Source organism: Rhizobium sp. BT03, assembly GCF_030053155.1.
Classification (GTDB): Bacteria; Pseudomonadota; Alphaproteobacteria; order Rhizobiales; family Rhizobiaceae; genus Rhizobium.
Genome location: NZ_CP125640.1, coordinates 2,131,666 through 2,143,559, shown reverse-complemented (window position 1 = coordinate 2,143,559; position 11,894 = coordinate 2,131,666). Strand labels below are relative to the sequence as shown.

Below are 11,894 nucleotides of genomic sequence, written 5' to 3'. Positions count from 1 at the left end.
CTTGCATCCAGCGCATTGCTGCATTGCGGTATTTTCGCTATTCCCGATCAAATGAATGGGGTATCACTATCTTCGTAAGCAGCGCACTCCTCCTCCCAGCGCTCTTACATCGGACTGACAACACTCCTCCTCCCAGTTGTCAGTCAGGATCAAGAGCCTGGCGCACCTCCTCCCGCGCCAGGCTCTTTTCGTTTTCCCAATCAAGCTCTTCCTTCTACGCAATTTGACTCCGCAGCCGTCGTCAGCCTATTTGAACGGGCGCCGCCTGTCGGTGCGCGAACCGGTTGGAGTTTGATCATGATCGGCAAATGGCGCGGCCCGCGGGCGGCTCTGACAGGTCTTCTGCTGGCGGCGTTTACGCTTGCCGGCTGCGGCGGCAGGCCGGTGGGCGTCATGCAGGCGGCCGGCAGCGTGCCGCCCGGCACCTCGAAGGTCGATCTTCTCGTCGCTACGACGCGCGCGGCCGACGACAATCCCGCCGTGCTTTTTTCAGGCGAACGCGGCACCGGGCTCACCGTCAATGCCGTCGATGTCTCGATCCCGCCGGAGGCCAATCGCAAGGTCGGCCAGGTGCAATGGCCAAAGCGGCTGCCGGCCGATCCCTTACGCGATTTCGTCACCGTGTCCGTCGATCCGCTCCAAGGCGAGCGGGCGGGCGAGAGCTGGCTGAAGGGCCATATGCCGAAAAGCCGCCGGGTGCTGATCTTCGTGCACGGTTTCAACAATCGTTATGAGGATGCCGTCTACCGCTTCGCGCAGATCGTCCATGATTCGCATGCCGACGTCGCGCCCGTCGTCTTCACCTGGCCCTCGCGCGCCAGCATCTTCGATTACAATTACGACAAGGAAAGCACCAATTATTCCCGCGATGCGCTGGAAGAACTGCTGACCCGCACCGCCGCCAATCCCGCCGTCAGCGACGTCACCATCATGGCGCATTCGATGGGCACCTGGCTCACCGTCGAAGCGCTGAGACAAATGGCGATCCGCAACGGCCACGTCGCGTCGAAGATCAATAATGTCATCCTCGCCTCGCCGGATCTCGATGTCGACGTCTTCGGCCGCCAGTTCGTCAGCCTCGGCAAGGACAAGCCGCACTTCACCATCTTCGTCTCCAGGGACGACCGGGCGCTGGCGCTGTCGCGGCGCATCTCCGGCAATGTCGATCGCCTCGGCCAGATCGATCCTTCCGCCGAACCCTATCGCAGCAAGCTCGAGGCGGCCGGCATCACCGTGCTCGATCTCACCAAGCTCAAGGGCGGCGACCGGCTGAACCACGGCAAATTCGCCGAGAGCCCCGAAGTGGTGAAGCTGATCGGCGACCGGCTGATCGCCGGCCAGACGATCACCGATTCCAATGTCGGCCTCGGCGAAGCCGTCGGCGCGGTAGCGATGGGCGCTGCCCAGACGGCCGGAAGTGCCGTCAGCGTCGCCGTCAGCACGCCGATCGCCATCTTCGATCCGCGCACCCGCCGCAATTACGATGCCCAGCTGAAGCGCCTCGGCCGGTCGGTCGACAATACCGTCGGCTCGGTCGGCGACAGCGTCGGCGCCGGCCTGCCGGAAAGCCAGTAAAAATTCCATAGGCATCACCACGGATCTGATATATCAGAGTGGCGAGCGGCAATTCTGTCTGCCGTCTGGGTGGGTTGATGCATGGTGGATGAGACGAAGAAAAGCGTGGTTGTCGTCGGCGCAGGCGTGATCGGCGCCTCGATCGCCTTCGAACTGCAGCGGCGCGGGCTTGCGGTGACGCTGGTCGACAAGGGCGAGCCGGGGCGCGGCACCTCATTCGGCAATATGGCAAGCATCGCGCTCGATTTCGCCGCCGGTTCCGGCCCTTCGACCTGGAGGAAAATGCCAGGCTGGCTGCTCGATCCGGAAGGTCCGGTCTGGCTGCGGCCCTCCTATGCGGCGAAGATGCTGCCCTGGTTCCTGCGCTTCCTTGCCGCCGGCCGCCCGTCGCGCCTCCGAGCGATCGAGGATGCCGGCATGAGCCTGTCGCAACAGGCGCTCGGCGATTTCAGGCAGATGCTCGAGGCAATCGGCGCGCCCGAGCTGATGACCGAGGAGGGGTGTCTGGCGATCTATGAGACCGAGGCGGAATTTGCCGCCGATCGCGGCCATATCGCCATGATGCAGCGCTACGGTCTCGAATTCGAAGTGTTGAGCGACGGCGCCATCCAATATTGTGAGCCGGCCCTTTCGCCTTCGATCGCCAAGGCCGTGCTGCTGCCCGACAACAAGTCGATCCGCGATCCCTATCAGCTGGTGGTCAAACTCGCCGAGGCGGCCAAAGCTGCGGGTGCGGCCTTCGTCTCCGGCACCGTGCGGAATATCGAGCGCAAGGGCGATGGCACCGCCGTCGTTCTCCTCGAAGATGGCGGCCGCATCGAGGCCGGTTCCGTCGTGCTTGCCGCCGGCGTCCACACCCGCTTCCTCGCCGAAAAGCTCGGCGAGCCGATCCCGCTCGAAACCGAGCGCGGCTATCACACCCAGATCATGAAGCCGGGCATCTCCATGCGCTATTCGGTAATCTGGCCGGCGCGCGCCTTCATGGTGACGCCGACGGCGGGCGGTATTCGCGTCGGCGGCAATGTCGAACTCGCCGGCCTCGACGCGGCGCCGGATTTCCGCCGCCCGCGGGTGCTGGTGCGCCATGCCCAGCGCGCGCTGCCCGGCCTGAAGCTCGAAGAGGCGACGGACTGGATGGGCCATCGCCCGGCGCTGCCCGATACCATCCCGATCATCTCGCCGTCGTCGAAGATGCCGGGTGTCTTCTATGCGACCGGCCACGGCCATCTCGGCCTGACTTATGCCGCAACGACAGCGCGGCTGATCGGCGATATGGTGACCGGGCTCAAACCGTCCCTCGACATCACCCCGTTCCGCATAGACCGATATTAGGATTTACTGTCGATGGCGGCGTCGCCCGTCACCTCTGAACCGGAGTTTCTTCTATGAGATGGAAGCGCACGATCCAGCTGCTGGATGTCCATGCCGAAGGCGAAATCGGCCGCGTCGCGATCGGCGGCGTCCCGAAAATTCCCGGTGAAACCATCGCCGCCCAGCTGCACTGGCTGAACACCGATCCGAAGGGCGACGAGCTGCGCCGCTTCCTCTGCCTGGAGCCGCGCGGCGCGCCGATCGGCTCGGTCAACCTGCTGCTGCCGGCAAGGCATCCGGAAGCGGACGCCGCCTTCATCATCCTGCAGCCCGACCAGGCGCATGCGAGCTCCGGCTCGAACTCGATCTGCGTGACGACGGCGCTGCTCGAATCCGGCATCGTCGAGATGCAGGAGCCGGAGACGATCGTGACGCTCGAAACCGCCGCCGGCCTCGTCAAGGCGACGGCAACCTGCCGCGACGGCCGCTGCGAGAAGGTCAGGCTCACCATGGTGCCGTCCTTCGTGCATCAGCTTGATGTCGAGATCGACACGCCGCATTGGGGCAGGATCAAAGCCGATCTCTGCTATGGCGGCATCTTCTATGCGCTGGTCGATGTCGGCCAGATCGGGTTGACGATCGAGAAGGCCAATGCCGCCGGCCTCGTCCAGGCCGGCATGATCCTGAAAGAACTGATCAACCGCGACATCAAGGTCGTCCATCCCGAGATCCCGGCGATCTCAGGCGTCGCCTATGTGATGTTCCGCGATACCGAGACCGACGGCACGGTGCGCACCTGCACCACCATGTGGCCGGGCCGGGCCGACCGCTCACCCTGCGGCACCGGCAATTCCGCCAATCTCGCCGCGCTCCATGCCCGCGGTAGGGCCAAGGTCGGCGATGTCTTCACCTCGAAATCGATCATCGGCTCCGAGTTCGAGGTCGGGCTGCAGGCGGTGACCGAGGTGGCGGGCCGCCCCGCCGTCATCCCGACGATCACCGGCCGCGGCTTCACCTTCGGCCTGACCCAGGTGGCTCTCGACCCCTTCGACCCGCATCCCGCAGGCTTTGCGCTGACGGATGTCTGGGGACCATCGGCGGGGGAGATTTGAGCGTTCAGCCCTCATCCTGATGAGGTGCGCAGGCCGGAGGCTTGCCGAGAAGACGCCGGTGGCCGCCCTCGTCCTTCGAGGCCCCTGCGGGGCACCTCAGGATGAGAGCGGAGGGAGGTCGCGCTTGTGTCGCCGGAAGGTGCTGTGCCAACGGCCACTCTGCATGGCACCGATCAACGGCAACCCGCTCGGCCGCTCAGCAACCACCCGGAGAGAGGGCGGCGTGCCTGCCCCATCAACCGCGCTGCAAAATCCTGGTGCCGATCTGATCCGCGGTGATTTCCTCGATCGGCGCCGGTCTGCCGAGCAGATATCCCTGGCCGATGTCGCAGCCGAGATCCTGAAGCCGCTGAAGCTGGCTTTCCTCTTCGATGCCTTCGGCCGTGATCGTCACGCCAAGTCCGGCGCCGAGAGCGATAATGGCCTTGATCACCTTGTCCTGCTTGTCGTTGGTCTCGAACGAGGCGACGAAACTCCTGTCGATCTTGATCTTGTCGAAGCGGTAGTTGGAGAGCTGCGAGAGGCTGGAATAGCCCGTTCCGAAGTCGTCGAGCGCAATCCTGACCCCGGCATTCACCAGATCGTCGAGAACGATTCGCGCCGTGACGGCGTCCTGGATGATGGCGCTCTCCGTCACCTCGAGCTCGACCCTGTGCGCGGGAAGCCCGACCTCGCCCAGTATTTTGAGAATTCTGAGGCCCAGCAACCGGTCGCTCAGCTGGATCGGAGAAAGATTGAAGGACAGGACGAGTTCGCTTGGCCAGGAAAGCGCATCGGTGCAGGCGCTGCGAAGCAGCTGATCCGTCAGTTCGACGATCAGGCCGGCTTCCTCCGCCACCGGAATAAATTCGCTCGGCGGGATGAATGCGCCGGAAGCCGTCTTCCAGCGTGCCAGCGCCTCGAAGCCGATAATCTTGTTCGCCTTCAGGTCCACCAGCGGCTGGTAATAGGGAACGATCTCCGCCTTCCTGATCGCCGCGCGCAGATCCCTTTCTATTCGAATCCGTTTCGCCAACTCGTCCTGCATCGAAGGCAGGAAGGACTTCACCAGATTGCGCCCCTGCTTTTTCGCCACATACATCGCACAGTCCGAATGCCGGATGACTTGAGCGAGGTCGTTGCCATCCTCCGGATAAACTGCGAAACCGACACTGGCGCCGAGGTCGACGGCGACACCATTGAAGGTGAACGGTTTGCCGATCACGCTGACGATGCGGTCCGCCAAAGCGGCAAGATCGGGATTTCCGGTTCGCCGCGAGAGAATGACGAACTCGTCTCCGCCAAGGCGGAAAACATGCTCGCGGGGAAAGAGGGCGGAAAGCCGCTGCGCAACCGTCTTCAGCACCGCATCGCCGTGATCGTGTCCCAGCAGGTCATTGACCTTCTTGAAGCCGTCGAGATCGATGCTGAACACGGCATAGCTTTCGTGCGCTCTTTGCTCGGCCATCGCCTGCGCGCATATCGAATCCAGAAATCTGCGGTTGGGCAGCTCGGTCAGCGTGTCGTGGCAGGCAATCCAGTCGACGTTCTTTTCGGCCTGCAGTCTGCGATTGACCTCGCTGGAAAGATCCCGGATTCGCAGCGCGGAATAAACGAGCCCCAGAAACCCGGAGATATTGAGGGCAAGAAGCGCGTGATCCAGCGGATAGTCGTGATGCCGCTCGATGAACCCATCGAGCCCCTCATGCCAATCGAAGCGCCAGGATAGGCAGAAGAGAAGCAGGAAGATCGAGAGCCAGGCCAGTATCTCCATCTGGGGTCTGGTTGCTTGGATGCGAGGCATAGAACAGGCTCCTGTTGTGTGAAGAGCCCTCATGGCCAGCTCGCAGAACCGCATCGTCCCCGATATGCTTTCAAGCATTGCAGAAATTGCCGAAACGCGCAGCGCCGACAAGTCCGCAAGATCGTTGTGAGCTTCCAAGGTTAATGGCGCGTTGTCCTGATCAGACGACAGGCGTTTCGCTGCGCAAAACGGATAGCTTGTCCGCAATTGGGACGTGGGCGCACCCGCCTCACCCTTCGAGGCCCCTGCGGGGCACCTCAGGATAAGGCTCTCTGGAATGTCGCGCTTGACGGGCAGGCCGCTCGCGATGGAGCCGCGGCATCCTCCTACGTCCCTCATCCTGAAGGTGCGTAGGCCAAAGGCCGAAGCCTCGAAGGACACCTTCCAACGCTGCTCCTTGCATGCCTCGAACGCCGGCACATCCGCCTCGTCCTTCGAGGTCACTGCGGGGTGCCTCAGGATGAGGCTTTCTTAGCGCCTGTTTCTTGGATGGTCATCCGTGCCCGGATGCATCCATCCTAATAGACGAACGGATCCACCCCGGCGGCCGCCTGGGCGCCCGGCTCTTTCGGATAGATCACGCCCTTGCGCAGGATGATGTTGGCGTAGAGCCGGGGCTCGCTGGTCTGGATCACCGCATGGGCAGCCTTCACCCTGGTGTAGAAATCCGGGCCGATCAGCGGCACCACCTGGCGGTGCGGCTCGTGGCGGGCGCAGCAGTCGATCATTTCCTCGTGCACCGGATCGAGCTTGTCGCGCTCGGCCTTGACGGTCGAGCGGAAGATGGCTTCCGGCACGAAATCGTCGATCGGCAGCACGCTGAGCACGGCGTTGAGGACGGGCACGAGATGATGGCCGTCGAGCCGGATCAGCCGGCGGGCATGTTCGACACCCGGATAATTGCCGTCGACAATGGCGATTTCGTCGCCGTGGCCCATGGCGCGCAGCGTGAAAAGCAATTCCGGGCTCAACAGCGGATCAAGTCCCTTCAGCATGGTCTACCTCCTTGAAGAGTACGTTCTGGTCTGTGAGGTAACGCGCAAAGATCGGCAGGCTGGCGCCGCCGATGGCGCGGGCCTGGGCGCCGACCGCGCCCTCGATGATTTCGGGCATGACGACGCCCTGCAGGTCGAGCTTGGCGGCTTCGTCGATCGTCGCCTGCACCACGCGGCTGCGCACCCAATGGGGAAAACCGCCGTCGATGACGGCGGCGCTGAAATCGACGATCGAGGCGGCCGCGACGATCGCCTGCGCCAGCGCCTTGGCGCTGTCCTGGATCCAGGTTTCCATCGGCTCGCCGAAATCCACCCAGTCGTCGGCCGAATACCACAGCGGCTCGGGATCGATGCCGCGTTCGCGCAGCATGTTTTCGAGCACGAAGATCGAGGCGATTTCGAGCAGCTGCATCGTCTCGCCGTTCTTGCCCCGCACCGGCAGCGGCCCGATCGCGCCCGCCGTGCCGGTGCGGCCGGAGAAGATCGCCGAGTTCAGCACGATGCCGCCGCCGATGAAGGAGCCGATGAAGAAATAGACGAAATCCGGGTAGGACGGGCCGACGCCGAACACCAGTTCGGCCCCGCAGGCACTGGTCGCGTCGTTCTGCATGAAGACCGGATGGGAGACGCGCGCGACGATGTCGGCCTGCAGGTCGACCTCGCGCCAGACCTCCATGGCGCCGGGCGGCGCGCCCACCTCTTCGGCCCAGTTCCACAGCTCGAAGGGGGCGGCGATGCCGAGGCCGGCAATGCGGCCGCGCTGCTTGTCGTCGAGCCGGCTTTCGATCTCCTCGATGCCTGCCGTGACGAAGGCGAGGATTTCATGCGGCAGCGGATAGGCATAGGTGCGGTGCAGCTGCATGCGGATGCGGCCGACGAAATCCATCAGCACCAGATCGGCGCTGCGCCGGCCCATCTTCAGGCCGAAGGAATAGACGGCGTCGGGGTTGAGGTGCATCGGGATCGACGGCTGTCCGACGCGGCCGCGCACCGGCGCCCCGCGCGACAGCAGCCCTTCCTTCTCGAGCACCCGCATGATGACCGAGACGGTCTGCGCCGACAGGCCGCTGCGGCGCGCGATATCGGCCTTCGACAGCGCGCCGTAAAGGCGCACCAGCGACAGCACGAGCCGTTCATTATAGGCCCGGACCCTGACCTGGTTCGCACCTCCGGCCGGATTTAGAATTGGCGGCGGGACCGGCGTGTGTTCCGGTCCATCCAAGGTCGACATGGCCGCTCCTCCCGATCGTTGGCCTATGCCCGATTTGAACGGAGCATGCCACATCGAATTAATAATTCAATTGGATTTATTTATTGACAAGGCGATTTCTTTTCGCTCTTAATTGCCCTCGTCAAGGGCACGGGACGGCTTTGGAAGCTTAACACTCCACGGCGAAGTGCCATATCTTAAAATTCCGGCCCGCAGGGGCGGCGCCGGCAAACTCTGGGAGGAGTTCCATGAAGAAATCTGTTCTCGCTTTCGGCGCGCTGGCGCTTGGTGTCGCCTTTTCCGCTCCTGTCATGGCGGCGGATGTTTCCGCCTGCCTGATCACCAAGACCGACACCAACCCCTTCTTCGTCAAGATGAAGGAAGGTGCGACGGCCAAAGCCAAGGAACTCGGCGTTTCGCTGAAGTCCTATGCCGGCAAGATCGACGGTGACAGCGAAAGCCAGGTGGCCGCGATCGAAAGCTGCATCGCCGATGGCGCCAAGGGCATCCTGCTGACGGCTTCGGACACCAAGGGCATCGTGCCCGCGGTCAAGAAGGCCCGCGACGCCGGCCTGCTGGTCATCGCGCTCGACACGCCGCTCGAGCCGGCCGATGCCGCCGACGCCACCTTCGCCACCGACAACCTGCTCGCCGGCAAGCTGATCGGCCAGTGGGCCAAGGAAACCATGGGCGACAAGGCCAAGGACGCCAAGGTCGGCTTCCTCGACCTGACACCGTCGCAGCCGACGGTCGACGTTCTCCGTGACCAGGGCTTCATGATCGGCTTCGGCATCGATCCGAAGAACCCGGACAAGATCGGCGACGAAGACGACAAGCGCATCGTCGGCCATGACGTGACCAACGGCAATGAAGAAGGCGGCCGCAAGGCCATGGAAAACCTTCTGCAGAAGGATCCTGGTATCAACGTCATCCACACGATCAACGAGCCGGCCGCTGTCGGCGCCTATCAGGCGCTGAAGGCCGTCGGCATGGAAAAGAACGTGCTGATCGTCTCGGTCGACGGCGGTTGCCCGGGCGTCAAGTCGGTCAAGGAAGGCGTCATCGGCGCCACCTCGCAGCAGTACCCGCTGCTGATGGCGTCGCTCGGTATCGAGGCGATCAAGAAGTTCGCCGACTCGGGTGAAAAGCCGAAGCCGACCGAAGGCAAGTCCTTCTTCGACACCGGCGTCTCGCTCGTCACCGACAAGCCGGTTTCCGGCGTCAAGTCGATCGACACCAAGGAAGGCACCGACAAGTGCTGGGGCTGAGCCCGATCTCTTGAAAGAGAAACGGCCGGGGCTTGATCCCCGGCCGTTTTCGACGGACGATGTGCCGTCGCCCCCCGGCTAAGCAACGAACGGATGAATAGGGTGACGGCCTCCGCGCGGGTTCGGCGCGCGGATGCGGAGGAGGAACCATGACCGGAACTCAGGAATTCGAACGCGTCCTCGATGGCAGCGACAAGAATGTCGCCTCCTTCGAGCACCAGGATGTCTCGCTGATCAAGCGCGCCCAGCATTTTCTGCACTCGACGCCGGCCGCCGTGCCGCTGATCGTGCTGGTGCTGGCGATCATCATCTTCGGGGCAACGATCGGCGGACGGTTCTTCTCGTCCTATACGCTGACGCTGATCCTGCAGCAAATCGCCATCGTCGGTATTCTCGGCGCCGCCCAGACACTGGTCATCCTGACCGCCGGCATCGACCTTTCGATCGGCGTCATCATGGTGATCTCGGCTGTCATCATGGGCAATGTCGCCATCACCTACGGCGTACCGACGCCGATCGCCGTGATCGGCGGCCTCCTCGTCGGCGGCCTCTGCGGTTTGCTGAACGGCTTCCTCGTCGCCTTCATGAAACTGCCGCCCTTCATCGTCACGCTCGGCACCTGGAATATCGTCATGGCGACGAATTTCATCTATTCCGCCAATGAGACGATCCGCGACACCGATGTCGACGAACAGGCGCCGCTGCTGCATCTTTTCGCTGCGAGCTTCAGGCTCGGCAGCGCCGTGCTCACCCTCGGCGTCATCGCCATGGTGCTGCTCGTCCTCTTGCTCTGGTATGTGCTCAATCACACCGCCTGGGGCCGGCACGTCTATGCGGTCGGCGACGATCCTGAAGCCGCCAAGCTCTCCGGCATCCAGACCAAGAAGGTGCTGCTCACCGTCTACACCATCTCGGGTGTCATCGCCGCCTTCGCCGCCTGGGTTTCGATCGGCCGCAACGGCTCGATCTCGCCGTCCTCGGCGGTCACCGACTATAACCTGCAGGCGATCACCGCGACGGTGATCGGCGGCATCTCGCTCTTCGGCGGCCGCGGCTCCATCCTCGGCACGCTGTTCGGTGCGATGATCGTCGGCGTCGTCTCGATGGGCCTCAATATGCTCGGCGCCGACCCGCAATGGAAAGTCCTTTTGACAGGCGTGCTGATCATCGCCGCCGTCGCCATCGACCAGTGGATCAGAAAGGTTTCGGTGTAATCATGGCTCGCGAACCCCTTCTCACCGCCCGCGGTCTCGTCAAGCGCTACGGCCGCGTGACCGCGCTCGACAATGCCGATTTCGATCTTTACCCGGGCGAAATCCTCGCCGTCATCGGCGATAACGGCGCCGGCAAGTCTTCGCTGATCAAGGCGATTTCAGGCGCCGTCACCCCCGACGAGGGGGTGATCACCCTCGAAGGCAAGCAGGTGCAGTTCCGCTCGCCGATGGAAGCGCGCGAGGCCGGTATCGAAACCGTCTATCAGAACCTGGCTCTGTCGCCGGCGCTGTCGATCGCCGACAACATGTTCCTCGGCCGCGAGATCCGCAAACCGGGCGTGCTCGGCTCGATGTTGCGCATGCTCGACCGGCCGGCGATGGAAAAGCTGGCGCGCAACAAGCTCTCCGAGCTCGGCCTGATGACCATCCAGAACATCAACCAGGCGGTGGAAACCCTCTCCGGCGGCCAGCGCCAGGGCGTCGCGGTCGCCCGCGCCGCCGCCTTCGGCTCCAAGGTGATCATCATGGACGAACCGACGGCCGCCCTCGGCGTCAAGGAAAGCCGCCGCGTGCTGGAGCTGATCCTCGACGTGCGCGCCCGCGGCCTGCCGATCGTGCTGATCTCGCACAATATGCCGCATGTCTTCGAGGTGGCCGACCGGATCCATATCCACCGTCTCGGCCGCCGCCTGACGGTGATCGACCCGAAGGAATACACCATGTCCGACGCCGTCGCCTTCATGACCGGCGCCAAGGCGGTGCCGACGGAGCCGGTTCCGGCATGACGGTCAGCACCGAGGAAATCGCCGGCGAGGTTCTCAGCCGCGCCGGCGATAGCAGACGCTTCCTCATCGGCATTGCCGGCCCGCCGGGTTCCGGCAAGTCGACCATGGCCGACAATCTGGCGGCGGCGTTGAAAGCCAGAGGCGAAAGTGCTGCGGTCCTGCCGATGGACGGCTTCCACATGGATAACGCCATCCTGATCGAGCGCGGCCTTTTGGCCCGCAAGGGCATTCCTGAAACCTTCGATGTCCGCGGCTTCCTCGATATCATCGCCGCCGTCCGGCGGGCCGACCAGGAGGTTCTGGCGCCGGTCTTCGACCGCTCGCGCGAACTCGCCATCGCCTCGGCCCGGCCGATCGACCCGAAGGACCGCTTCATCATCGTCGAGGGAAACTACCTGCTGTTTACGCAGGGAAAATGGGCCGAACTCGATGGCGTCTTCGACTTTTCAATCATGCTGGCGCCGCCGATCGAAGTGCTCGAGGAGCGGCTCTGGGCGCGCTGGCGCGGATATAATCTCAGCGAAGAGGCCGCCAGCGCCAAGGTTTACGACAACGACCTGCCGAACGGCCGGCTGATCCTCGAAAACCGCCGCCCGGCCGATGTGACGCTGGAGATCGCGCTGGCATGATGCCGCGACGAC

The 11,894-nt window shown here is 63.6% G+C and carries 10 protein-coding genes; 7 read left to right on the top strand and 3 right to left on the bottom strand.

What is annotated here, in order from left to right; all coding sequences use genetic code 11:
* Window positions 1–297: 297 nt before the first annotated feature.
* The 3 genes from QMO80_RS10520 to QMO80_RS10510 all read left to right on the top strand — a co-directional run bounded on the left by QMO80_RS10520 (window position 298) and on the right by QMO80_RS10510 (window position 3,998).
* Entirely contained in the window at window positions 298–1,575 is a 1,278-nt protein-coding gene (locus QMO80_RS10520; RefSeq protein WP_283199988.1) for an alpha/beta hydrolase, read from the top strand.
* Between the two features lie 81 nt (window positions 1,576–1,656).
* Window positions 1,657–2,907: an FAD-binding oxidoreductase gene (locus QMO80_RS10515; protein WP_283199987.1), complete on the top strand. Its 1,251-nt coding sequence runs from the start codon at window positions 1,657–1,659 to the stop codon at window positions 2,905–2,907.
* Window positions 2,908–2,960: 53 nt separating this feature from the next.
* A complete protein-coding gene (locus QMO80_RS10510) occupies window positions 2,961–3,998 on the top strand; it encodes a 4-hydroxyproline epimerase (RefSeq protein ID WP_283199986.1) in 1,038 nt (345 codons plus the stop codon).
* 235 nt (window positions 3,999–4,233) lie between these two features.
* Here the strand turns inward: QMO80_RS10510 and QMO80_RS10505 are convergent, their stop codons facing one another.
* The 3 genes from QMO80_RS10505 to QMO80_RS10495 all read right to left on the bottom strand — a co-directional run bounded on the left by QMO80_RS10505 (window position 4,234) and on the right by QMO80_RS10495 (window position 8,007).
* A complete protein-coding gene (locus tag QMO80_RS10505) occupies window positions 4,234–5,781 on the bottom strand; it encodes a bifunctional diguanylate cyclase/phosphodiesterase (protein ID WP_283199985.1) in 1,548 nt (515 codons plus the stop codon).
* Window positions 5,782–6,299: 518 nt separating this feature from the next.
* On the bottom strand, window positions 6,300–6,776 hold the full coding sequence (locus tag QMO80_RS10500; protein WP_283199984.1) for an RbsD/FucU family protein: 477 nt from the start codon (window positions 6,774–6,776) through the stop codon (window positions 6,300–6,302).
* Window positions 6,760–8,007, bottom strand: coding sequence for an ROK family transcriptional regulator (locus QMO80_RS10495; RefSeq protein WP_283199983.1), 1,248 nt, complete (start codon window positions 8,005–8,007; stop codon window positions 6,760–6,762). The genes QMO80_RS10500 and QMO80_RS10495 overlap by 17 nt, the downstream gene beginning before the upstream one ends.
* Window positions 8,008–8,234: 227 nt before the next feature.
* Between QMO80_RS10495 and QMO80_RS10490 the strand changes: the two genes are divergently transcribed.
* The 4 genes from QMO80_RS10490 to QMO80_RS10475 all read left to right on the top strand — a co-directional run bounded on the left by QMO80_RS10490 (window position 8,235) and on the right by QMO80_RS10475 (window position 11,882).
* Window positions 8,235–9,254, top strand: coding sequence for a sugar ABC transporter substrate-binding protein (locus QMO80_RS10490; RefSeq protein ID WP_283199982.1), 1,020 nt, complete (start codon window positions 8,235–8,237; stop codon window positions 9,252–9,254).
* A gap of 149 nt (window positions 9,255–9,403) precedes the next feature.
* Window positions 9,404–10,468: an ABC transporter permease gene (locus QMO80_RS10485; protein WP_283199981.1), complete on the top strand. Its 1,065-nt coding sequence runs from the start codon at window positions 9,404–9,406 to the stop codon at window positions 10,466–10,468.
* A 2-nt stretch (window positions 10,469–10,470) separates the two neighbouring features.
* Window positions 10,471–11,253 carry an ATP-binding cassette domain-containing protein gene (locus QMO80_RS10480; RefSeq protein ID WP_283199980.1) on the top strand — a complete coding sequence of 261 codons (783 nt, stop codon included), beginning with the start codon at window positions 10,471–10,473 and terminating at the stop codon, window positions 11,251–11,253.
* A complete protein-coding gene (locus tag QMO80_RS10475) occupies window positions 11,250–11,882 on the top strand; it encodes a nucleoside triphosphate hydrolase (RefSeq protein ID WP_283199979.1) in 633 nt (210 codons plus the stop codon). The genes QMO80_RS10480 and QMO80_RS10475 overlap by 4 nt, the downstream gene beginning before the upstream one ends.
* Window positions 11,883–11,894: the final 12 nt, after the last annotated feature.

What these genes read in the sequence shown, in the direction of transcription:
- QMO80_RS10515 (WP_283199987.1), top strand. Translation starts at nt 1,657, where the DNA reads ATGGTGGATGAGACGAAGAAAAGCGTGGTTGTCGTCGGCGCAGGCGTG.
- QMO80_RS10480 (WP_283199980.1), top strand. Translation starts at nt 10,471, where the DNA reads ATGGCTCGCGAACCCCTTCTCACCGCCCGCGGTCTCGTCAAGCGCTAC.
- QMO80_RS10495 (WP_283199983.1), bottom strand. Translation starts at nt 8,007, where the DNA reads ATGTCGACCTTGGATGGACCGGAACACACGCCGGTCCCGCCGCCAATT.
- QMO80_RS10520 (WP_283199988.1), top strand. Translation starts at nt 298, where the DNA reads ATGATCGGCAAATGGCGCGGCCCGCGGGCGGCTCTGACAGGTCTTCTG.
- QMO80_RS10510 (WP_283199986.1), top strand. Translation starts at nt 2,961, where the DNA reads ATGAGATGGAAGCGCACGATCCAGCTGCTGGATGTCCATGCCGAAGGC.
- QMO80_RS10500 (WP_283199984.1), bottom strand. Translation starts at nt 6,776, where the DNA reads ATGCTGAAGGGACTTGATCCGCTGTTGAGCCCGGAATTGCTTTTCACG.
- QMO80_RS10475 (WP_283199979.1), top strand. Translation starts at nt 11,250, where the DNA reads ATGACGGTCAGCACCGAGGAAATCGCCGGCGAGGTTCTCAGCCGCGCC.
- QMO80_RS10505 (WP_283199985.1), bottom strand. Translation starts at nt 5,781, where the DNA reads ATGCCTCGCATCCAAGCAACCAGACCCCAGATGGAGATACTGGCCTGG.
- QMO80_RS10485 (WP_283199981.1), top strand. Translation starts at nt 9,404, where the DNA reads ATGACCGGAACTCAGGAATTCGAACGCGTCCTCGATGGCAGCGACAAG.
- QMO80_RS10490 (WP_283199982.1), top strand. Translation starts at nt 8,235, where the DNA reads ATGAAGAAATCTGTTCTCGCTTTCGGCGCGCTGGCGCTTGGTGTCGCC.